The organism is Streptomyces sp. NPDC016469, assembly GCF_040632905.1.
Lineage (GTDB): Bacteria > Actinomycetota > Actinomycetes > Streptomycetales > Streptomycetaceae > Streptomyces.
Genome location: NZ_JBEYCQ010000008.1, coordinates 42,785 through 62,676, shown reverse-complemented (window position 1 = coordinate 62,676; position 19,892 = coordinate 42,785). Strand labels below are relative to the sequence as shown.

Annotated in this window: 22 protein-coding genes and 2 pseudogenes; 7 read left to right on the top strand and 17 right to left on the bottom strand. The window is 70.4% G+C overall.

The annotated features are described in order from the left end of the window. Positions 1 to 146 precede the first annotated feature (146 nt). The 4 genes from ABZ565_RS11190 to ABZ565_RS11175 form a co-directional block, all read right to left on the bottom strand. Positions 147 to 683, bottom strand: coding sequence for an aminoglycoside nucleotidyltransferase (locus ABZ565_RS11190; RefSeq protein ID WP_361023577.1), 537 nt, complete (start codon positions 681 to 683; stop codon positions 147 to 149). A 109-nt stretch (positions 684 to 792) separates the two neighbouring features. Continuing rightward, positions 793 to 978: a DUF397 domain-containing protein gene (locus ABZ565_RS11185; protein WP_361023574.1), complete on the bottom strand. Its 186-nt coding sequence runs from the start codon at positions 976 to 978 to the stop codon at positions 793 to 795. Positions 979 to 1,002: 24 nt separating this feature from the next. After that, entirely contained in the window at positions 1,003 to 1,212 is a 210-nt protein-coding gene (locus ABZ565_RS11180; RefSeq protein ID WP_361023571.1) for a DUF397 domain-containing protein, read from the bottom strand. Further along, a complete protein-coding gene (locus ABZ565_RS11175; RefSeq protein ID WP_361023568.1) occupies positions 1,209 to 2,090 on the bottom strand; it encodes a helix-turn-helix transcriptional regulator in 882 nt (293 codons plus the stop codon). Before ABZ565_RS11175 ends, ABZ565_RS11180 begins: the two co-directional genes overlap by 4 nt. 162 nt (positions 2,091 to 2,252) lie before the next feature. On the opposite strand from ABZ565_RS11175, the gene ABZ565_RS11170 reads away from it, so the two are divergent. Beyond that, positions 2,253 to 2,678 carry an ATP-binding protein gene (locus ABZ565_RS11170; RefSeq protein WP_361023565.1) on the top strand — a complete coding sequence of 142 codons (426 nt, stop codon included), beginning with the start codon at positions 2,253 to 2,255 and terminating at the stop codon, positions 2,676 to 2,678. 277 nt (positions 2,679 to 2,955) lie between these two features. Beyond that, positions 2,956 to 3,729 (top strand): helix-turn-helix domain-containing protein, encoded by a 774-nt coding sequence (locus tag ABZ565_RS11165; protein WP_361023562.1) that lies wholly within the window; start codon positions 2,956 to 2,958, stop codon positions 3,727 to 3,729. On the opposite strand, the pseudogene ABZ565_RS11160 reads toward ABZ565_RS11165, so the two are convergent. The 4 genes and pseudogenes from ABZ565_RS11160 to ABZ565_RS11145 all read right to left on the bottom strand — a co-directional run. Continuing rightward, positions 3,730 to 3,900 (bottom strand): annotated as a pseudogene (locus tag ABZ565_RS11160) (GNAT family protein); the annotation flags it as partial. Between the two features lie 113 nt (positions 3,901 to 4,013). Then, positions 4,014 to 5,039, bottom strand: a complete 1,026-nt coding sequence (locus tag ABZ565_RS11155) for an SGNH/GDSL hydrolase family protein (protein WP_361023558.1) — start codon at positions 5,037 to 5,039, stop codon at positions 4,014 to 4,016. Positions 5,040 to 5,322: 283 nt separating this feature from the next. After that, positions 5,323 to 5,479, bottom strand: a pseudogene (locus ABZ565_RS11150) (IS5/IS1182 family transposase); the annotation flags it as partial. A 73-nt stretch (positions 5,480 to 5,552) separates the two neighbouring features. Beyond that, positions 5,553 to 6,533 (bottom strand): GDSL-type esterase/lipase family protein, encoded by a 981-nt coding sequence (locus ABZ565_RS11145; RefSeq protein ID WP_361023554.1) that lies wholly within the window; start codon positions 6,531 to 6,533, stop codon positions 5,553 to 5,555. Positions 6,534 to 6,759: 226 nt separating this feature from the next. On the opposite strand from ABZ565_RS11145, the gene ABZ565_RS11140 reads away from it, so the two are divergent. Both ABZ565_RS11140 and ABZ565_RS11135 read left to right on the top strand, forming a co-directional pair. Continuing rightward, the gene (locus tag ABZ565_RS11140; RefSeq protein WP_361023551.1) at positions 6,760 to 7,128 is read left to right on the top strand and encodes a hypothetical protein; all 369 of its coding nucleotides are present in this window, start codon (positions 6,760 to 6,762) and stop codon (positions 7,126 to 7,128) included. Positions 7,129 to 7,161: 33 nt separating this feature from the next. Further along, positions 7,162 to 7,515: a hypothetical protein gene (locus tag ABZ565_RS11135; RefSeq protein ID WP_361023548.1), complete on the top strand. Its 354-nt coding sequence runs from the start codon at positions 7,162 to 7,164 to the stop codon at positions 7,513 to 7,515. A gap of 34 nt (positions 7,516 to 7,549) precedes the next feature. On the opposite strand, the gene ABZ565_RS11130 is transcribed toward ABZ565_RS11135, so the two are convergent. The 5 genes from ABZ565_RS11130 to ABZ565_RS11110 all read right to left on the bottom strand — a co-directional run bounded on the left by ABZ565_RS11130 (position 7,550) and on the right by ABZ565_RS11110 (position 12,762). Further along, on the bottom strand, positions 7,550 to 8,959 hold the full coding sequence (locus ABZ565_RS11130) for a penicillin-binding transpeptidase domain-containing protein (RefSeq protein ID WP_361023545.1): 1,410 nt from the start codon (positions 8,957 to 8,959) through the stop codon (positions 7,550 to 7,552). A 98-nt stretch (positions 8,960 to 9,057) separates the two neighbouring features. After that, the gene (locus tag ABZ565_RS11125) at positions 9,058 to 9,510 is read right to left on the bottom strand and encodes a hemerythrin domain-containing protein (protein WP_361023542.1); all 453 of its coding nucleotides are present in this window, start codon (positions 9,508 to 9,510) and stop codon (positions 9,058 to 9,060) included. A gap of 29 nt (positions 9,511 to 9,539) precedes the next feature. Continuing rightward, positions 9,540 to 10,313: an ABC transporter permease subunit gene (locus tag ABZ565_RS11120; protein ID WP_361023539.1), complete on the bottom strand. Its 774-nt coding sequence runs from the start codon at positions 10,311 to 10,313 to the stop codon at positions 9,540 to 9,542. Then, a complete protein-coding gene (locus tag ABZ565_RS11115) occupies positions 10,310 to 11,818 on the bottom strand; it encodes an ABC transporter permease subunit (protein ID WP_361023536.1) in 1,509 nt (502 codons plus the stop codon). The genes ABZ565_RS11120 and ABZ565_RS11115 overlap by 4 nt, the downstream gene beginning before the upstream one ends. Continuing rightward, positions 11,815 to 12,762, bottom strand: a complete 948-nt coding sequence (locus ABZ565_RS11110) for an ATP-binding cassette domain-containing protein (RefSeq protein WP_361023533.1) — start codon at positions 12,760 to 12,762, stop codon at positions 11,815 to 11,817. The genes ABZ565_RS11115 and ABZ565_RS11110 overlap by 4 nt, the downstream gene beginning before the upstream one ends. A gap of 115 nt (positions 12,763 to 12,877) precedes the next feature. Here ABZ565_RS11110 and ABZ565_RS11105 point away from each other — a divergent pair, with 115 nt between their 5' ends. From ABZ565_RS11105 to ABZ565_RS11095, 3 genes are read left to right on the top strand one after another with little or no spacing between them, the layout of a single operon-like run. Continuing rightward, positions 12,878 to 14,065, top strand: a complete 1,188-nt coding sequence (locus tag ABZ565_RS11105; RefSeq protein WP_361023530.1) for a HAMP domain-containing sensor histidine kinase — start codon at positions 12,878 to 12,880, stop codon at positions 14,063 to 14,065. Continuing rightward, positions 14,062 to 14,733 (top strand): response regulator transcription factor, encoded by a 672-nt coding sequence (locus tag ABZ565_RS11100; RefSeq protein ID WP_361023527.1) that lies wholly within the window; start codon positions 14,062 to 14,064, stop codon positions 14,731 to 14,733. Before ABZ565_RS11105 ends, ABZ565_RS11100 begins: the two co-directional genes overlap by 4 nt. Positions 14,734 to 14,745: 12 nt before the next feature. Then, positions 14,746 to 15,210, top strand: coding sequence for a GNAT family N-acetyltransferase (locus tag ABZ565_RS11095; protein ID WP_361023524.1), 465 nt, complete (start codon positions 14,746 to 14,748; stop codon positions 15,208 to 15,210). Between the two features lie 96 nt (positions 15,211 to 15,306). On the opposite strand, the gene tuf is transcribed toward ABZ565_RS11095, so the two are convergent. The 4 genes from tuf to rpsL form a co-directional block, all read right to left on the bottom strand. Further along, entirely contained in the window at positions 15,307 to 16,500 is a 1,194-nt protein-coding gene (tuf, locus tag ABZ565_RS11090; protein ID WP_093707149.1) for an elongation factor Tu, read from the bottom strand. A gap of 158 nt (positions 16,501 to 16,658) precedes the next feature. Next, on the bottom strand, positions 16,659 to 18,788 hold the full coding sequence (gene fusA / locus ABZ565_RS11085) for an elongation factor G (protein WP_164398913.1): 2,130 nt from the start codon (positions 18,786 to 18,788) through the stop codon (positions 16,659 to 16,661). Between the two features lie 38 nt (positions 18,789 to 18,826). Continuing rightward, complete coding sequence (rpsG, locus tag ABZ565_RS11080) at positions 18,827 to 19,297, bottom strand: 30S ribosomal protein S7 (protein ID WP_018101248.1); 471 nt, start codon at positions 19,295 to 19,297, stop codon at positions 18,827 to 18,829. Between the two features lie 2 nt (positions 19,298 to 19,299). Continuing rightward, the gene (rpsL, locus tag ABZ565_RS11075; protein ID WP_003948652.1) at positions 19,300 to 19,671 is read right to left on the bottom strand and encodes a 30S ribosomal protein S12; all 372 of its coding nucleotides are present in this window, start codon (positions 19,669 to 19,671) and stop codon (positions 19,300 to 19,302) included. Positions 19,672 to 19,892 lie beyond the last annotated feature (221 nt).

Below are 19,892 nucleotides of genomic sequence, written 5' to 3'. Positions count from 1 at the left end.
GGCCGACCCGACCCGGTCCGTGCCCGCCGTCCCGCGAGTCCCGGAGACGTCCCGAGACGTGTTTCCGGGGCGGCCCCTGGGGGTCCGGGCTGCAGAAGCCCTCCGCCGGCCCGCTCACGCGGGGCAGAGGCACGGACCGGGACAGGTCAAGGCTTGCCGAGCGGTTCGAAGCCCTCGGGCAGCGGAATCCCGAACCGCCGGCACAGGAGGGGCACATCGTGGCGGTCGACGTCACGGGGCTCGTAGCCCGTGTGGCAACGCACCGCCCAGTCGGCCGACTCGCACCGAACCGGGGTGCCCGCGATCGATCCGCGCCCGGCAAGCGCGTCAGCGGCGAAGACCGTACCGGTCACCACGGACCCGTAGTGCAGCCTGCCTCCGGCAAGCGGCTCGTACAGGTGCAGGTCGACGCGCCGCCGGACACCGTCGTGCAGGACGAAGTTCCACGGTCGGTCGTCCGGCCACGGGAAGATCCGGTCGACACCGGCCTCCGCGAACGCGCGGAACAGGGCCTCAAGGTGTGCGGCCGGCACCCATACGTCGAGGTCGGAGTGGTCGCGCGTCTGCTCCCCGAGCAGTGCGTCCACGCCCCACCCGCCACCAATGCACGCATCCACGCCGTGGGCGTCGAGCCGCTGAACCAGCGCGACCACGTCTTCGGCCGACATCTCATAGTCACTCACCGCACCAGGGTAGGAGCCGACGGCCGCCTGTTCCCGGTATTTTCGGCTGCCGCCACTCGCACCACGAGCCTGACGCCCCCCGCAGCCGCGGGGGGCGGTCAGTGCCAGGTCACCGACCGGCGGCGTACGAAACGAACCCCGCCCACGCGGACTCGCCGAAGGCGAGCGGCGGCACGGACAGGTCCTTGGAGTCACGGACGCGCACGGCGCCGGGCGCCGCCGCGACCTCGACGCACTCATTGCTGTTGCCGTTGTCGCTGTAGCTGCTCTTGAACCACTCGGTCTCGCGGATCATGTGCGCCTCCCAGCGCGTGAAGGGTCAGCAGTCGGCTGCGTACGAAACGAAGCCCGCCCACGCGGACTCGCCGAAGGCGAGCTCTGGCACGGACAGGTCCTTGGAGTCACGGACGTGCACCGCGCCCGGTGCCGCCGCGACCTCGACGCACGAGTCCCCTTCGCTGCTGCTGCTGTAGCTGCTCTTGAACCACTCCAGCCCGGCAGCACCCCGGGCAGAGGTCTCGCGAATCATGTCTCTCCCAACACTCTTTCGATGAAGGCCCGCGACTCCCGCGGCGGCAGCGCCTGGGCCCGGATCATGCCACAGCGGAGATCAAGGATCCTGATCTGCTTCTGGTCAGACACCGGTCGACCTGCGAAGGCGCCGTCTGCCCGCCCAACCGCCGTACCGTCTTCGAACTTCAGCACCTCAACGCCGCCCTCCATGCTCGCGTGGTCCTCACGATGGGTCGGCATCACCTGGATCTCGACGCTTCGCAACTCACTGAGCTCCAAAAGCCGTTCGAGCTGGCCACGCAAGACCATTGTGCCCCCGATGGGACGCCGCAGGGTCACCTCTTCCTGGACGAAGCTGAGCGCAGGCGCCGGTGATCTCTCGAAGATCGCCTGCCTTGCGATGCGCGCGGCAAGCACCCGCTCCACTTCGTCCTGCGAGTAAGCGGGGCGCCTCATCTCGAACAGGGCTCGCGCGTACTCGGGCGTCTGCAGCAAGCCGTGGATGTTGTGGTTGCTGTACAACGACATCTCAACGGCCCTCGCCTCCAGCTTCGCCAGGTCCCGCACCTTCTTTGGGTACCTAACCGCCGCCAGATCCTGCTTCATCGCGGCGATCTTGCCGCCCGCCCCGCACACCCGATCCGCCATGTCCAGCAGCTCCGGCCGAGGGATCCGCCGACCGCCCTCCACCTTGTAGATCAGGTTCTCCCCGTACCCCAACCGCGTCCCGAACTCCGCCGCCGTGAGCCCCGCCGCCTCCCGCCACGCCCGGATCTGGCGCCCCACGGCGGCGACCACCGCGACGCCCGACTCGTCGTCCGGGTCGACGTCCCAGCCCGGTTCGTCCGCCCCGGCGTCGGGCTGCCACTGCGTACCGATCTCGTCCACACTCATCCGTGCCCCGCTTCCGCGCGCGTGCCGTTCTTCCTCAACCGTGTACGTCCCCCGGGCGTCACCCCGTACAGCGGGGACAGCACTGGACAAGCTGGGGACAATGACCGTACGTAAGCACCGAGTCACTGTTCACGGTAGGCGCCCACGGCCACTCTGAGTGACGTGAACCGAGAAATCACCCGAACCGAACGTTCCGCTCCCGCCCGGCAGTTCGCCGTACTGCTCTCCCCCACGCGCCGGGGCGCACGGCTCGCCCGGCTGCTCACGACGGCGCACTTGGGCCACTGGGGGCTCCCCACCGAGGCGGCCGCGCACATCGTCGCCGAGCTGGCCGCGAACGCGGCCATGCACGGGCGCGTGCAGGGCCGGGACTTCCGCCTGAGCCTCACCGTGAGTGACACGGCGCGGCTGCGGATCGAGCTGACGGACACCCGGAGTGACCGCCTGCCCGTGCCCGACACCCCCGGCCCGTGCGCGGAGAGCGGGCGCGGCCTGCTCATCGTGGAGGCGCTGGCGGACCGCTGGGGCGTCGAGGAGGGGCCGGTGCCGCGCAAGACGGTGTGGGCGGAACTCGACCTCGTACCGTGACTACCGTGACGCCTCCGACCGCGTCCCGGGCCACCGGGTCGCGGTCCTTCGCGACGTAATAAGGCTTTTAAAGAACCTGGGAAAGAACCAGACCAATACCCACCCCACCCCGTCTTGACCTGCATCACTCGCGCGAGTGAACTCGGGCAACTGGGCTGGATTCGGGACGGGTTGGCTGGCATATGCTCGCCGCGACAACACCACACAACGTGACGGCCCCCGGCGAGACGGGCATCTCCACCAGGGGCCTGACCAACACGGAAGAGAACGCTTCCTGATGGCTACCCCGCAGGTTATCGCGCCCTCGCGCGCCCCGTCCGGCCCCTCCACCGCCGGTGTTCACCACGTCAACGTGCGCCACATCTCCGGTTTCACGGTCATCGGCAACCACCTCGCCCAGCACGCGGAGCTCTCGCTGACCGCGATCGGGCTCGCCGCCCACATCCAGTCGCTGCCCACGGGGGCCAGGGTGGGGATCAAGTTCCTCGCGGCCCGCTTCCCGGAGAGCGAGGCCCGAATCGCCGCCGCACTGCGCGAGTTGGAGGCCGCCGGGTACCTGCACCGCAGCCGCGTGCGCCTGGCGGACGGCCGCGTGGTCACCCGTACGACGTCGTACAACCACCCCGACGCCACCCCTGAGCAGCAGCCCGCACCGGCGGCACCGCCGCCCGCCCCGGCCGTCGAATCCCACCCCACGGCAGCGACCACCCTCCTCACGGGCCTGCGCCGCCACGCGCCCCAACTCACCTTGTCGGCACAGGACATCGACGCACTGGCCCCCGCAGTCGCCACCTGGCTCGACCGCGACGTGCACCCCGCCACCGTCCAGCACGCCCTGACCAGCGACCTCCCGCCGGTCGTCAGGCACCCGGCCGGCTTCGTACGCAACCGACTGACCGCCCTGCTCCCACCCCCGCTCCCCGCCGCACCGGCACCGGCCCCCGGCGCCATCCCCCTCCAGGACTGCGACCGCTGCGACCGCGTCTTCCGCGCCCCGGAACCGGGCCCCTGCCGCGACTGCCGCGAGGCGGAGCCGCACAGAGCCGCCTGATCAGTCGCCGAGGATCCGCTCCCACAGCAGCCCGTCCCGCCAGCTCCCGTCGAGAAAGATCGAGGAGTGCGCGAGGCCGTACGGGCTGAACCCGTTGCGGCGCAGCACCCGCTGCGACGGCAGATTCTCCGGATTGGTGGACGCCTCGGCGCGGTGCAGCCCGAGTTCGTCCGGTCCGCTGGGAGGTGAGGCCCCGGGTCGCGGGCGGACCTGGGGCCTCGTTCAGGAGCGGGTGACCCGCGTCGAGACGCGGGTCGTTCCGGGGGCGGGGATGCGTGGCCTGGTCAGCGGTTGAGGACTTCCTCGATCTTGGCGGTCACGCGCTCGGCCTGGATGTCACGGCCCTTCTCGTTGGGGTGGGCGTACCAGGGGAGCGGCGTGCCGAATTCGACCTTGGAGTTCTCCAGCAGGCCGCCGATGCCCCGGTCGGCGCCGTCGCACGCGGTGTTGCTGCCGGTGTGGGCGTAGAGGTCCACGTAGTCGGCGCCGGAGTCGTCGGCGGCCTTCTTCATGACGTCGTCGAGTCGCTTCTGGGCCTGGTCCAGGACGGGCAGCGCGTCCTGCGGGATGTCGGCGAAGGGCAGTTCCGTCTGGCCGGGGGCCGCAGTCGCGCACTTGGTCGCGTCCTGGGGCACGAGTCGGGGATAGCCGACCAGGACCCGATCGGCGTACGGGGAGATGGCGCCCATGGCGTCGAGCATGTCCACCAGCTCGGATTCGACCTGCTCGGCCTTGTAGTCCAGCCATGCCTTTCCGTCGCCCGACGTGAAGAAGTCCGCGCACTCGTCGGCCGCACTGTCCGGGTCCACCGGCTGTCCGGGCAGGGCCAGCCCCTCATCGCCCCGGAGCTTGGCGGAGCACTGCTTGAGGATGCTGGCGAAGCCGAACGTGTTGCCGCCGATGCCGCCCACGACCAGCCTCGTGTCGTCCTTGAGCGCGTCCCGCTGTGCCGGAGCGGTCCCGCCGCCGAGCATCGGCTGCTCACGCCAGAAGTGCTCGACGAGCGCGCCTCCGCAGGAGACGTCCGACTGGACCTTGAGCGTGATGCCCTTGTCCGCCAGGCTCCGGGTGGCAACAGCGGGATAGTTCTCCGTGGCCTGGAAACACCAGGCCCTCGGGCTGTCCTGGTTGTTCAGGGGGGCGATGCCGTAGTTGGCGGTGTAGGAGTCGCCGAAGAAGACGGTCGGTACCGGGTCGGCGGGTGCCGCGTCGGCGGTTCCCGCCGGGGCGGCGAGCGCCAGGCAGCTGCCCACCGCGGCGATCGCGGCGGCCAGTCGTCGTGCCCGTGGAGTTGTCGTCGTCTTACGCATGGCCGAAGGCATGGCTGTGCCCTTTCGTCGGGACCCGCAGAGCGATGAAGACCAAATGGTCACGCTCCGCATTCATACACATCCGGACCGTGACGATCCATCACTGTGGCCCGTAACCGGACGTTGTCGGCCAATCACTACACGTCTGCCCGTCAGGCCTGGTCATAACGTCGTACGACGCCCCGCCGGAGGGTCATCGCGACCCGAAGGAGTCGGGCCCCCGCGCAAGCCGTACGGCGAGGCCGCGCGTGCACGGGCGGGGCGGCTCCCGGCGGTTGCGGGCCTGATCGGCCCTGTCCGGGATGGTGCAGCGGATCCCCCGGCGGCGCAGGCAGGCGCGATGTCCGGGGAAGGCATACGCCTTGTCCGGCCGCACCCCGATCAGGGCGGGCGCGTGGCCGGCCCGGCCCGATGCGGGGCACGCGGACCCTTTCCAGCACCGGTCCGAACTGCGGCGAGTCCCCACACTTCCTGCCGCCACCACGATCGACACGGGCTTCCGGCCCACGCCTCCTACCACCCGGTCGGCAGGCTCCGGAGGAACGGGACCAGGCGGTCGGCGATCAGGCGGTCGTCGCGGGCCGAGGTGTGGCCGTCGCAGCCGAGGAGATCCAGGCCCGACAGATCGAGGGACCAGTAGTGGACCCCGCTGTCGCCCGTGGCGTTGCGCGCGTCGACCACCTGCCGCACGTGCTCGGCGTTCCTGTCGAAGCCGACGGCCACGAGGCTGGTGCCGGGGCCGTAGCGCGTCCGCAGTTCCCGGAGGAACTCGTCGTAGGCGGCGCGGTAGGCGAGCGCGAGAGCGTCCGGCGTCCACGATTCACCGGGGGTGAGGTCGGAGAAGTCGTTGGAGCCGAGGTTGACCACCACGATGTGAGGCCGCCACGTCCCCGGGTTCTGCCAGACGTCGCCGTCCACGTCCAGCAGCGCGCGGTCGTAGTACGTCCGGTACGTGAGGCCGGGGCAGATGCCCGCGACGTTGCGCGCCATGCCGAAGCCGGAGAAGCCGTTGAGCTGGTCGTCGGCGTCCAGCCGCCGCGCGGTGAGGGCACCGTGGCTCACGTCGCTGTTGGTGTTCCGCTTCACCTGTTCGGGACCGCAGGCACCGGTGTGCGGCACATTGCCGTAGCCCACCGTGATGGAGTCCCCGATGAACTCGATCTGCCGGTCGCGGGGCGCCGGCCTGCCCAGAACGGCACCCCCGGGTGCGGCGACGAAGCCTCCGAACGCGCTGGTCTCCCCCGGGGTGTCGTTCCGCTTGACGACCCGGACCGTGTGCTCGCCGTCCCTCAGACCGTTGATCCAGTACGTGGTGTCGCCGGGTGTGACCAGGGTGGCGACGGTGGCCCCGTCGACCTGGACGTCGTAGTCGGCGGCCGCGCAGTCGAGCACCACCCCGACCCCGGTCCCGCGGAAGCGGCCCTCGAAGTACACCCCGGGCCAGCTGAACTCCACCGTCTCCCCGCAGTCCTTCACGCGCCCTGCGGTGTGCACCTGCTCCAAGACGCGCCGTACGGGGGCCGATTGCCGCAGGCCCCCTCTTCCGGAAGTCATCCGCTGCCCTCTCTGTCCCTGCGGCGCACGGGTGGATCACGGCCGAACGTCCGGCATTCCGCTCCCGGGTGTCAATCGATTTGAAGGGCAACGCCACCCCGGACGGCCGGACCCTCACCCCCTGGCGTCGGCGACCCCCGCGCTGTCCATGTAGTCACGCACGCGCGTGAGCAGCCCGTCGTGGACGTTGGAGGACCAGGAGACCGGGGACGGTGAACGCGGCGTCCCTGCCCGGCAAAGCCCCCACCACGCCATGCTCCGCGACGATCACGCCCGTTTCGGCGGTCTCGAGGACCGCGACCCTCCGCACCTCGCGCACCTCGGCGGGACTGGCACCCCAGGCCGCCCGGTATCCGGCGCGCACGGCCTCGCGGCCGAACTGCGTGCCGCGCTGATGGTCACCGCGCTGCTCGGCGTGACCGTCGGCCACCAGCTCCTCGGCCTGGCCGTGCTCCGCGAGGCGTCAGCGGAGCACATCGCCGCGCTGCTCCGCCCCGCGATCCAGGCCCTGTCGCGCCCGATCGTTGAGGATTGAAACTTCCCGCCCCGGCCGGACGTCTCTCCCCTCATGGACACCGCAGCACACACGACCCCCCGACGCGAAGCCCTCACCGGCGCCGCAGGGCTCCTCACCGCGGCGATCGGCGCCCTCGCGGGCCTCGCGGTCTGGCTTCCGTACGCCCGGAGCGGCCTCTCCGGCGCCTTCGAGAGCGAGCGCAACACCGACATCCTGTTCCTGGGCCTCCCACTCCTGCTGCTCGGCGGCACCCTCACGGCCCTGGCCGCCTTCGCCGCCGTACGCGGACGGTGGCGCACCGCCCTCGCCCTGGCGGCGGCCACCACCGCCCTCGCGGCCCTCGGCTACGGCCTCGACGTCCTGGCGGAGCCGCAGGCGGCGAGCGACTGCGGGTCGCCCTGCTGAGGCCATCGCCGCCTGCGTCAACCGGGCGGGTCGGTCAATGCGACGCAGCAGCGGCCCTGCGCATGCGTTCCACGACGCGCTCGGTCAATGCCACATCGTCCGCACGGTCACTCGACGCTCGGGGATTGGAGAGGTACACCGCGATGGCCATCGGGCCCTCGTCCCCCGAGCGGGCCAGGGAAACGGACCAGGAGACCGATTCACCGCCGCTGTTCACGTCCCACTGCCGCACCCACCCCGTCACACCGTCGGCCGAAGTCCGCAGAGCCGACTGCAACTGTGCGGCGGTTCGTTGCCCCACCACCCGGCGGCCGTCGTCCTCGGCGAGATCCTTCGGCTGCTCCACGCTGCCGTCGGCCCTGACCACCTTCGTGACCAGTTGCGGATGCACCTGCTTGCCGCCGCCCGCGATGACGGCCATCACCCGTGCCATCTGGACGGGCGTCGCGGTGACTCCTCCGGACCCGTTGGCCGCAGCGGCCAGGTCCGCCGCGTTCCGTCCACGAGGGTAGTCGCTCGGATTGACGGGCGTCGGTATGAGCAGCTCGTCGTCGTTGAATCCGAACGACTGTGCCGTCGCAGCGAGTTGTGCCTCCCCCACGTCGACCGCCAACCGTGCGAAGATGTTCCCGCACGCATAGCGCAGCGCGGTGCGGATCGAGGCGTTCCCGCAATGGGCGGGGTCACCGGTCAGCGCCTTGCTGCTGCCGGGAGGGGTGTAGGACGCCGGAGTGTCCGTCGCCTCGTCCACCGAGGAGTAGAGCCCCTTCTCCAGAGCCGCCGCCGCGACGACGAGATGAAAGGTCTCACCCGGCGGCGTCGATTCCTTCCTGGTCCGGTTCAACAACGGCTTGTGCCTGTTGCCGGTCAGTTCGATCCAGCCGCGGCTGTCTTCCATCGAATTGCCGCTGAAGGTGGCGGGGTCGTACGACGGAGTGCTGACCAGTGCCCGGATGTGCCCGGTGCGCACGTCTACAGCGACCGCGGCACCCTCCCGGCCGTCCAACGCGTCCATGGCGGCGCGCTGGACGGCCGGCGAAATGGCCGTCACCACGTTGCCCGGCCGACTGCCGGGGGAGGACGCGCCGGGGTTCAGGACATCGTCGTACGCCGATTCCAGCTCATTGCGCCCGTATACCAGCGACCGGTATCCCGTAACGGTCGCGTACAGCTCGCCATCCGCGTAGGTACGTCGATACGGGACCTTTCGGTTCCCCGACGGCCGGGAACCGGTGATCGCCCGGTTCCCGACGATGATGTCGCCCAGCCCGGCCTTCGGGGGCCTTGGTATCGACTGCTCGTCGTCACGCGACTTGCCGCCCGACGCACCGGCACGCTTTCCGATTCCGGTCCCGCCGTCCCCTCCTGTCCCGCAACCCGCCAAGGGGACAAGCAGGGTGAGCAGCGCGGCGAGGGAAGCCCAGTGGCGCTTTGTCGTAGGCATGCGGTCATCGTAGGGTCCGGCCCATCGGACGGATTCCGAACGGGAAACCCGTGATCGTTGCCTCGCATCGCCATCCTGCCGACGCGACGCCCTCACGACTACGCCGGATGCGCCTCCCGCCACGCCCGCATCGACCGGTCCCACTCGTCCCCCGTCAACGCCGTGAGCGACGCCGGGAACAGGCCGTCCTCCTCCTTGGCGATGTGGTGGTGCAACTCGTCCACCGCCGCCCGCAGCCGGACGACGTCCGCGTCGCGGGTGAGGTCGATATCCCGGAGGAACGCGCCGAGTTCACGGTGTTCGCGTACGAGCGCGTCGATGTAGTCCGCGTACTCCGGGTCGGCGCTCATCACCGCGAAGAGGCCCTGCTCCTCGCCCCGCCAGTGCGCCACGAGCTCGCGCTCCATCCGGGCGACCAGCTCGCCGACGACACCGTGGTCCCCGTCGTCCAGCGCGCGCAGGGCCGCGCCCGCCGCGTCCGTCACGGACTCGTGCTCCGCGATGAACTCCTTGATCAGCGGAATCTCACGGCAGCCGCAGTAGTGGCACATAAGGGGCACTTTGCCACATGGGTGAGCGGCTACGCATCGCGCCCGCGCAGCAGCAGGCCGCCCACCAGCAGCGCGGTCGCGGCCCATGCCCCGAGCACGCCCAGACCGGCCCAGGGACCGATGGGCAGCGCGTCCAGATGGACCGTGGCCTGCACCGCGAGGCCCGCGGGCATGGGCGAAAGCTGCTGGAGATGGCGCTGCCACTCCGGGTCGTTGACCACCTGGGCGACGACCGGGAACACGTAGAGCAGCCCGAGCACGATCCCGATGGCGGTCGCCGCCTCCCGTACCGCCGTCGCCACGCCGAGACCGAGCAGGGCGACGAGGACGAGATAGAGCACCGAGCCCACGGCCGCGCGCAGGGTCGGGCCGTCGGCCAGGGACAACGGGGCGTAGCCGTGCGCCTCGGTGAATCCGCTGCCGGGCAGAATGAGGCGGCCGCCGAGCAGCGAGGCCGCGACGGCAGCCGTCCCAGCGGCCAGGACGACCGCCGTGAGGACCGCCGCCTTGGCCGCGAACACGGTCGTCCGGTCCGGCATCGCCATGAGCGTCGTGCGGATCATCCCGGTCCCGTACTCGCCGCTGACGGCCAGCACCGCGAGGATGGCGACGACGGCCTGGCCGACAGTGACACCGGTCAGCGCCAGCCGCACGGCGTCCTGGCCGCATCCCGTGTCCGGGCACTTCACGGCCTTCACGGTGCCGCAGCCCACGGCCGCGGTCAGCGCGACGGCGAGCAGGAGCAGCCTGCCCAGGTCGCCCGCCGTGCGCAGCTTCGTCCACTCCGCGTGCAGGGCACTCATACGTCCCTCCCCCGCAGCCGCACCACGGCCAGCCCGTGGGCGAGCGCCGCGTACCCGCACAGCACGGCGAGCCCCGCCCACGGCGCGAGCGGGAAGTACCCGGTCGACGGCTCGTACACACTCAGCACCTGCGCGTACCGCGGCAGCGTCTGCTGCACGGCGAAGCCCGCGGCCGGGGTCACCCGCAACAGCCACTCCGAGACGCCCGGAGGCAGCACGCCGGAACTGGCCAGCAGGAACGGCAGCACGAGCGACGCGACGACCAGCGCGACCGCCGTACCGCCGCGCCGCAGCAGCACACCGACGCCCAGAGCGAGCACGGCGGCGGCCGCGCAGAGCAGGCCGGTCCCGGCCACGACCCGCATTTCGGTCGCCGACGTGACGGGGAGGACGAGGAAACCCCGGCCGCGCGCACCGCTCGCACCGAGAGGAAGCGCGACCGCTGCGGCCACCAGGCCGACCGCGCACGCGACGCCCCCGGCCACCAGCGCCTTGGCGCCGAGCACCCTGCCCCGCAGGGGCGTTGCCGTCATGGTCGTACGCAGCAGACCCCGCCGGTACTCGCCGGTGATGAGGAGCGCGCTCACGGCGATCACCGCGATCAGCCCGGCGAACGTGCCGACGAGGAAGTCCTCGACGGCGAAGCCGACACCCATCGCGGGTCCGCCGACGACAGGTGCGATGTCACCCGCCCCGGTCACGGTGAACCCACCGCCGGCGGTCCGGGTGAAGCCGCCCTTGAGGGTGTTCGTGTAGCTGCCCGAGGTGCCCGCGTCGCCGCCCACTTGCGTGCCGCGCCACGGGGTCCGGGACCAGTCGCCGGTGAGCTCGGGACGGCCGAAGGTGCCGGTGGCCACGGCGGGGCTGAAGCCCGCACCGGCCCCGGTGTCCTGCTTGGCCTGCGGTGACGTGGCGAAGAGCCCGGCCCGCACGGTGTGCGCCCGCCCGGGCAGCCTCGCGCGGCCGACCTCGGTCCAGCGGGAGCCGTCGGCGGAGGCGTAACCCGTGAGGCGGTCGCCGGAGCGGACCAGACGCAGCCACCCCTGCTGCGCCCGGGGGCCCGCCGTGTCGTGCGTGTAGTCGTCCTGCATGCGGACGCCGTGAGCACCGGTGGCCATGAGCGCCGCGTACGGCGACCCCTGGGACAGGCTCTCCTTCACGATGATCCCGGCCTTCGCCCAGGGCTGGACGCCGCGAGCCGTCTTCCCGGTCCCGGTGTCGGCCGCACCGGTCAGCGACCGCAGGGGGACGGTGAGGGTGCCATCGCCGGTGAGCGTCCGGTACACGAAGGAGAAGCTGTCGTTGACGGCCTCGCCGCCGGGACCCTTCGGGTACGAGGCGTCGCCGCCGGGGCCGGGGGCGGCCGTGCCGAGCAGACCGACCACGATCGTCGCCAGCAGCGCACCGGCCATGGTGAGGACCCAGCCCCGCACCGTACGGAACTTCGTCCATTCCGCGTGCAGCGTCGCGAGGAAGCCGGTGCCTCCCGTGCGGATGGCGGTCATCGCGTGCCCTCCCCCGCCGGAACGCCCCGGTACTCCACCACGTCCCGGGTGAGCTCCATGTACGCCTCCTCCAGCGTCGCCCGGTGCGCGGACACCTGGGAGAACGGCACCCCGGCCCGCGCGAGCAGGGCCACCACCGCCTCGTCGGCCAGGCCCGTGACACCGAGGGCACCGGGGCCGGTGGCGAGCACGGTGGCGCCCGCGCCGCGCAGGACCTCGGCGGCGCGCTCCGGCGCGGAAGTGCGCAGGACGACCCGGTCGCCGGACGCCTCGGCGAGCAGGCCGGAGACGCTGGTGTCCGCGAGGACCCGGCCGCGCCCGATCACCACGAGGTGGTCGGCGGAGTCCTCCAGTTCGCCCATCAGGTGGCTGGAGACCAGGACGGCACGCCCCTCCCGCGCCAGCGAAGCCAGGAACCCGCGCATCCACACGATGCCGTCGGGATCGAGGCCGTTGAAGGGCTCGTCCAGCATGACGACCGGCGGATCACCGAGGAGTGCCGCAGCGATGCCCAGGCGCTGGCGCATCCCCAGCGAGAAGCCGCCCGCCCCGCGCCGGGCCGCCGGGCCCAGCCCCGCCTGTTCGACCACCTCGTCCACGCGCCGGGCCGGCAGGCCCTGGGAATGGGCCAGCCACAGCAGGTGGTTGCGGGCGGTGCGGCCCGGCTGCAACGCGGAGGCGTCGAGCAGGGCCCCCAGATGCCGGAGCGGCCGGCGCAGGGTGCGGTACGGCACCCCGCCGACCAGAGCCTCCCCCTCCTCGGCCGCGTCGAGGCCCAGGATGACGCGCATGGTGGTGGACTTGCCCGCGCCGTTCGGCCCGACGAAGCCGGTCACCCGCCCGGGGCGCACGGTGAACGTCATCCCGTCCAGGGCCAGTTCGGGCCCGAATCGTTTGCGCAGACCGATGACCTCGATCGTCGCGCTCGTACTCTCATCACTCATGGCCCCACCCTGGGCGGGACCGCGTCACAGGGGCCGAACGGACGCTGTCATCCCGCTGTTATGCGCCTCGGCCTAACCTGGCCCGTACCGGCCGTGGCGAGAGGGGAGTACGCGGATGACATGGGGTCCTCCCCGACGGCTCGCCCTTCTGCGCCGCACCACCGCCCGCACCCGCTTCACCGCCCTCTACGTGACGCTTTTCCTGTTGTCGGGGACAGCACTGCTCACCATCGCGGCCGTGGTGGCCTCCGGCGGCTCGCGGGAGACCCGGACCGCCCCCGGTGGCGGCACCGGGCATCCCGCGACGGCGGCCCGGGCCCGCGTCGAGGACCTGGAGCGGCAGCTCGCCCAGGCGCACGACACCCAGACCCAGCAGATCCTGATCGGCTGTGCCATCGCCCTCGGCGTCATGATGGTCGTCTCGGCCGGACTCGGCTGGTTCGTCGCCGGCCGGGTGCTGCGTCCGCTGCGCGTGATGACCGCGGCCACCCGCCGGATCACCGCCGACGGCCTGCACGAACGCCTCGCCATGGAGGGGCCCGGCGACGAGGTGAAGGAGCTCGCCGACACGATCGACGATCTCCTCGGCCGCCTGGAGAGCTCCTTCGAGGGCCAGCGCCTCTTCGTCGCGAACGCCTCCCACGAACTGCGCACCCCGCTCACCACGATGCGGGCGTCCCTGGACGTGGCCCTCGCCAAGCCGGGCCCGGTCCCCGGGACCACGGCCACGCTTGCCGCCCGGATGCGCGCGGAACTCGACCAGGTGGACCGGCTGCTGGAGAACTTCCTCGTCCTGGCCCGCAGCCGGCAGGGCGAGTTCACCGACACGACACGTCTCGCTATCGCCCCGCTCGCCCGGGCCGCCCTGGCGGACCGCGCGGACGACATCGCGGCCGGGGGCCTGACCGTGCGCGCGGACCGGGCCGATGCGACCGGGTGGGTGTCCGGCAGCCCGACGCTGCTGCGCCGCGCGGTCGACAACGTGGTCGACAACGCCGTCGTGCACAACGGCCCCGGCGGCTGGATCGGTGTCGCCGTAACGGCCGGGGAGGACGCGGTGTCCCTGGTCGTGGAGTCGGGCGGGCCAATCCTGGACCAGCGGCGGGTGGCGGACCTCGTCCGGCCCTTCCGGCGGCTGGGCGGCGACCGGACGGGCCCCGGCCGGGGCAGCGGGCTCGGGCTCTCCATCGTCTCGGCCATCGCCCGGGCCCACCACGGCACCCTGGACCTGTGCGCCCGCGACGAAGGCGGACTGCGCGTCACGCTCACCCTGCCCGCTGCGGACACGGAGGCGGCGCAGTGAGGGTCCTGGTCGTCGAGGACGCCCGCGCCCTCGCCGAGGTCGTCGCCGAGGGCCTGCGCGACCAGGGCATGGCCGTGGACGTGGCCCACGACGGGCTCGACGCCGCGGCCAGGCTGGACGTCCACGCGTACGACGTCGTCGTGCTCGACCGGGACCTGCCGGGCATCCACGGCGACACCCTCTGCCGGATGATCACCGAGCGGGACGACCGTGCGATGGTGCTGATGCTCACCGCCGCCGGCTCCCCCGGGGACCGGGTCAGCGGCCTGACCCTGGGCGCCGACGACTATCTGGGCAAGCCGTTCCACTTCCCCGAGCTCGTCCTGCGCATCCGGGCACTGGCCCGCCGCCGCCCCGCCGCACGCCCCCGCACCCTGAGCGCGGCGGGCATCGAGCTCGACCCGACGCACCGGACCGCCGGCCGCGACGGCCGCCGGCTCGACCTCTCCGTCAAGGAGTTCGCGGTCCTCGAAGCGCTCCTGGCCGCCAGCCCGGCCTTCCTCAGTGCGGAGGACCTGCTCGAACAGGTCTGGGACGAGAACGCCGACCCGTTCACCAACACGGTCGCCGTGACCATCAGCCGCCTGCGCCGCAAGCTCGGCGATCCGGGGGTCATCACCACCACCCCCGGAGTGGGTTACCGGATCGCCGGGCCTGACGCCCTCTGACAGACTCCCGCCATGCATGTACGTACCACTCAGGCCTGGGACCTGCGTCCCGCCACCGCCTCCGACCTCGACGACATCGTCGAGCTCCGGGCCGTCGTGATGCGGCCCGACCTGGTCCGCCTCGGGCGCTATGACGAGCACCGGGTCCGTCAGCGGATGCGCGACTCGTACGTCCCCGAGCACACCTCGGTCGTCGTGGTGGACGGCCGGTTCGCGGGGAGCGTGACGCTGCGGCCGTACGAGGACGGGTGGTGCCTGGAGAGCTTCTTCCTGGACGAGACCTTGCAGGGGCGCGGCATCGGCTCCGGCGTACTGCGACGCCTGCTGGAGCGTACGGACGCCGAAGCGGTGCCGGTGCGGCTCAACGTGCTCCAGGGCAGCGCCGCGCGGCGGCTGTACGAGCGGCACGGCTTCGTGACCGAGCGGGAGGACCCGGTGGACGTGTTCATGGTCAGGTGGCCCCCGGCCGTCTCGTAACCGTAAAAGCGAAGGGCCCCGCCCCACCGCGTGAACGGTGGGACGGGGCCCTTCTTGGTGCTCTGTGCGGAGCTACCAGGTCAAACCAACAAGGACTTACTTGTTGATCTTGGTGACCTGGCCGGCGCCCACGGTCCGGCCACCCTCACGGATGGCGAACTTCAGGCCCTCCTCCATGGCGACCGGCTGGATCAGCTGGACCGACATGACGGTGTTGTCGCCCGGCATGACCATCTCGGTGCCCTCGGGGAGGGTCACGACGCCGGTCACGTCCGTGGTACGGAAGTAGAACTGCGGGCGGTAGTTGTTGAAGAAGGGGGTGTGACGGCCACCCTCGTCCTTCGACAGGATGTAGGCCTGGGCCTCGAACTCGGTGTGCGGCGTGACCGAACCGGGCTTGATGATGACCTGGCCGCGCTCGACGTCCTCGCGCTTGATGCCACGGAGGAGCAGACCGACGTTCTCACCGGCCTGGCCCTCGTCGAGCAGCTTGCGGAACATCTCGATGCCGGTGACCGTGGTGGTGGTCTTCTCCTGCTTGATGCCCACGATGTCAACGGTCTCGTTGACCTTGAGGACACCACGCTCGATGCGGCCGGTGACGACGGTGCCACGACCGGTGATCGTGAAGACGTCCTCGATCGGCATCAGGAACGGCTTGTCGACGTCGCGCTCGGGCTGCGGGATGTTCTCGTCCACGGCCTTCATCAGGTCGAGAACGGTCTGGCCCCACTCCTTGTCGCCCTCGAGCGCCTTGAGCGCCGAGACCTTGACGACCGGCAGGTCGTCGCCCGGGAACTCGTACTCGGAGAGCAGCTCGCGGACCTCGAGCTCGACGAGCTCCAGGATCTCCTCGTCGTCCACCATGTCGGCCTTGTTCAGGGCGACGACGATGTACGGAACGCCGACCTGGCGGGCCAGGAGCACGTGCTCCTTGGTCTGCGGCATCGGGCCGTCGGTGGCGGCGACCACGAGGATGGCGCCGTCCATCTGCGCGGCACCGGTGATCATGTTCTTGATGTAGTCCGCGTGACCCGGGCAGTCGACGTGCGCGTAGTGACGCGACTCCGTCTGGTACTCGACGTGCGCGATCGAGATGGTGATACCGCGCTGGCGCTCCTCGGGAGCCTTGTCGATCTGGTCGAAGGCCGAGGCCTCGTTCAGGTCGGGGTACGCGTCGTGCAGCACCTTGGTAATGGCGGCCGTGAGGGTCGTCTTACCGTGGTCGATGTGACCGATGGTGCCGATGTTGACGTGCGGCTTAGTCCGCTCGAACTTTGCCTTCGCCACTGGGGTCCTCCTGAGTGGTTCTGTACGCCTTGCTTCATCGGCGCCAGGTGATCTTTGCTGGGATGCCGGTGCCGGGGGCATTCGCCACGCTGCTTACGCGCTGCGACGAATGCCCGACCGGGCTCCGGTGATAAGCCTAAAGCGTGTGCTCCGAAGAGTTACTCGCCCTTGGCCTTCGCGATGATCTCCTCGGCGACGTTCCGCGGAACCTCGGCGTAGGAGTCGAACTGCATCGAGTAGCTTGCGCGACCCGAGGTCTTGCTGCGGAGGTCTCCGACGTAGCCGAACATCTCCGAGAGGGGCACGAGGCCCTTCACGACGCGAGCGCCGCTGCGCTCCTCCATGGCCTGGATCTGGCCACGGCGGGAGTTGAGGTCGCCGATGACATCGCCCATGTAGTCCTCGGGCGTGGTGACCTCGACGGCCATCATCGGCTCCAGGAGCACGGGGGACGCCTTGCGGGCACCCTCCTTGAACGCCTGCGAACCGGCGATCTTGAAGGCGAGCTCCGAGGAGTCGACCTCGTGGTAACCACCGTCGATCAGGGTGACGCGGACGCCCACCATCTCGTAACCGGCCAGGACACCGAACTGCATGGCTTCCTGGGCACCCGCGTCCACCGAGGGGATGTACTCACGGGGGATGCGGCCACCGGTGACCTTGTTGACGAACTCGTACGACGCGTCGCCGCCCTCGAGGGGCTCGATGGCGATCTGCACCTTCGCGAACTGGCCGGTACCACCAGTCTGCTTCTTGTGCGTGTAGTCGATGCGCTCGACGGCCTTGCGGATCGTCTCGCGGTACGCGACCTGCGGCTTGCCGACGTTCGCCTCGACGCGGAACTCGCGCTTCATGCGGTCGACGAGCACCTCGAGGTGAAGCTCGCCCATACCACCGATGATGGTCTGGCCGGTCTCCTCGTCGGAGTGCACCTGGAAGGACGGGTCCTCCTCGGAGAGGCGCTGGATGGCGACACCCAGCTTCTCCTGGTCACCCTTGGACTTGGGCTCGATGGCGACCTGGATGACCGGCGCCGGGAAGTCCATGGACTCCAGGATGACCGGGTTCTTGTCGTCGCACAGCGTCTCACCGGTGGTGGTCTGCTTCAGGCCCATGACGGCGATGATGTCGCCGGCGCCCACCGAGTCGATCTCCTCACGCTTGTTCGCGTGCATACGGTAGATCTTGCCGATGCGCTCCTTCTTGCCCTTGACGGAGTTCAGCACCGCGGTGCCGGCGTCCAGGCGACCGGAGTAGATCCGGACGAAGGTGAGCTTGCCGAGGTGCGGGTCGCTCGCGATCTTGAACGCCAGAGCCGACAGCGGCTCGTCGTCCGAAGGCTTGCGCTTCACGACGGTCTCGGGGTCCTTGGGGTCGTGGCCCTCGATGGCCTCGACGTCCAGGGGGGAAGGCAGGTAGCGGACGACCGCGTCGAGCAGGGGCTGGACGCCCTTGTTCTTGAACGCGGTGCCACAGAACACCGGGGTGACGGTGACGGAGTCGGCGCCGCCCTTGGAGGCCAGGGTGATGCGACGGATCGCCTCGTGCAGCTGCTCCTGGGTGGGCTCGGTGCCCTCCAGGTACAGCTCCATCATGGCGTCGTCGTTCTCGGCGACGGCCTCAAGGAGCTTGCCGCGCCACTCGTCCGCCTGCTCCTGGAGCTCGGCCGGGATGTCAACGACGTTGTACATCTCGCCCTTGGCGGCCTCTTCGGGGTACACGAAGGCCTTCATCGACACCAGGTCGACGACGCCCGTGAAGTCCGCCTCGGCACCGATCGGCAGCTGCATGACGATCGGGGTCGCGCCGAGGCGGTCCACGATCATGTTGACGCAGCGCAGGAAGTCGGCGCCGGTGCGGTCGAGCTTGTTGACGAAGCAGATACGCGGCACGCCGTAGCGGTCCGCCTGACGCCAGACGGTCTCGGACTGCGGCTCGACGCCGGCCACACCGTCGAACACGGTGACGGCGCCGTCGAGGACGCGGAGCGAACGCTCCACCTCGACGGTGAAGTCGACGTGACCCGGGGTGTCGATGATGTTGATGGTGTGGTCAACATCGTTGAGCGGCCAGTGGCAGGTCGTCGCGGCGGACGTGATGGTGATGCCGCGCTCCTGCTCCTGCTCCATCCAGTCCATCGTGGCAGCGCCGTCGTGGACCTCACCGATCTTGTACGAAACGCCGGTGTAGAACAGGATCCGCTCAGTGGTGGTCGTCTTGCCCGCGTCGATGTGGGCCATGATCCCAATGTTGCGGACCTTGGCCAGGTCAAGCGAAGTGGTGGCCATAAGGCTCAGTCTTCTCTCGGTCTCGATGGGGGTAGCGACTACCAGCGGTAGTGCGCGAAGGCCTTGTTGGACTCGGCCATCTTGTGGGTGTCCTCACGCTTCTTGACGGCAGCGCCAAGACCGTTGGAGGCGTCGAGCAGCTCGTTCATGAGCCGCTCGGTCATCGTCTTCTCGCGGCGGGCGCGGGAGTAACCCACGACCCAGCGGAGCGCCAGGGTGGCGGCACGACCGGGCTTGACCTCGATCGGCACCTGGTAGGTGGCGCCACCGACACGGCGGGACTTGACCTCGAGCGAGGGCTTGACGTTCTCCAGCGCGCGCTTCAGCGTGATGACCGGGTCGGCGCCGGTCTTCTCGCGAAGACCCTCCATGGCGCCGTACACGATCCGCTCGGCGGTGGAACGCTTGCCGTCGAGCAGGATCTTGTTGATCAGCGACGTGACAAGAGGAGAGCTGTAGACCGGGTCGATGATGACCGGGCGCTTCGGGGCGGGGCCCTTACGAGGCATTCTTACTTCTCCTTCTTGGCGCCGTAGCGGCTGCGGGCCTGCTTGCGGTTCTTGACACCCTGGGTGTCGAGCGAGCCGCGGATGATCTTGTAACGAACACCCGGCAGGTCCTTCACACGGCCACCACGCACGAGCACGATGGAGTGCTCCTGCAGGTTGTGTCCCTCACCCGGGATGTAGGCCGTGACCTCGATGCCCGAGGTCAGGCGCACACGTGCGACCTTCCGGAGCGCGGAGTTCGGCTTCTTCGGGGTGGTCGTGAACACACGCGTGCAGACGCCGCGGCGCTGGGGCGAACCCTCGAGTGCGGGCGTCTTGTTCTTCTCGACCTTGTCCTGCCGGCCCTTCCGGACCAGCTGCTGGATCGTAGGCACTACTTCTCCGGTTTCTGTGTGCCGTCGGTGAAACTAACCTGGAACGTCGCCGACCCACGCGGTCGGGTGTGTCGAATCCTGCGAGCCCGTACCGGAACGGCATGAGGAGCACGGATCACGGTGGCCGAAGACAGGCTCGCCATGCGGTTGAGGACACGCACACGAACCCAGGCACACCCCAGGCACAAGGTCTGAGCGTACCTACCTCACGGACCTGGGTC

What these genes read in the sequence shown, in the direction of transcription:
- ABZ565_RS11165 (WP_361023562.1), top strand. Translation starts at nt 2,956, where the DNA reads ATGGCTACCCCGCAGGTTATCGCGCCCTCGCGCGCCCCGTCCGGCCCC.
- ABZ565_RS11120 (WP_361023539.1), bottom strand. Translation starts at nt 10,313, where the DNA reads ATGAGTGCCCTGCACGCGGAGTGGACGAAGCTGCGCACGGCGGGCGAC.
- ABZ565_RS11180 (WP_361023571.1), bottom strand. Translation starts at nt 1,212, where the DNA reads ATGATTCGCGAGACCTCTGCCCGGGGTGCTGCCGGGCTGGAGTGGTTC.
- rpsG (WP_018101248.1), bottom strand. Translation starts at nt 19,297, where the DNA reads ATGCCTCGTAAGGGCCCCGCCCCGAAGCGCCCGGTCATCATCGACCCG.
- ABZ565_RS11155 (WP_361023558.1), bottom strand. Translation starts at nt 5,039, where the DNA reads ATGCGTAAGACGACGACAACTCCACGGGCACGACGACTGGCCGCCGCG.
- ABZ565_RS11105 (WP_361023530.1), top strand. Translation starts at nt 12,878, where the DNA reads ATGACATGGGGTCCTCCCCGACGGCTCGCCCTTCTGCGCCGCACCACC.
- ABZ565_RS11110 (WP_361023533.1), bottom strand. Translation starts at nt 12,762, where the DNA reads ATGAGTGATGAGAGTACGAGCGCGACGATCGAGGTCATCGGTCTGCGC.
- ABZ565_RS11115 (WP_361023536.1), bottom strand. Translation starts at nt 11,818, where the DNA reads ATGACCGCCATCCGCACGGGAGGCACCGGCTTCCTCGCGACGCTGCAC.
- ABZ565_RS11095 (WP_361023524.1), top strand. Translation starts at nt 14,746, where the DNA reads ATGCATGTACGTACCACTCAGGCCTGGGACCTGCGTCCCGCCACCGCC.
- ABZ565_RS11135 (WP_361023548.1), top strand. Translation starts at nt 7,162, where the DNA reads ATGGACACCGCAGCACACACGACCCCCCGACGCGAAGCCCTCACCGGC.
- ABZ565_RS11185 (WP_361023574.1), bottom strand. Translation starts at nt 978, where the DNA reads ATGATCCGCGAGACCGAGTGGTTCAAGAGCAGCTACAGCGACAACGGC.
- ABZ565_RS11130 (WP_361023545.1), bottom strand. Translation starts at nt 8,959, where the DNA reads ATGCCTACGACAAAGCGCCACTGGGCTTCCCTCGCCGCGCTGCTCACC.
- ABZ565_RS11175 (WP_361023568.1), bottom strand. Translation starts at nt 2,090, where the DNA reads ATGAGTGTGGACGAGATCGGTACGCAGTGGCAGCCCGACGCCGGGGCG.
- ABZ565_RS11125 (WP_361023542.1), bottom strand. Translation starts at nt 9,510, where the DNA reads ATGTGCCACTACTGCGGCTGCCGTGAGATTCCGCTGATCAAGGAGTTC.
- fusA (WP_164398913.1), bottom strand. Translation starts at nt 18,788, where the DNA reads ATGGCCACCACTTCGCTTGACCTGGCCAAGGTCCGCAACATTGGGATC.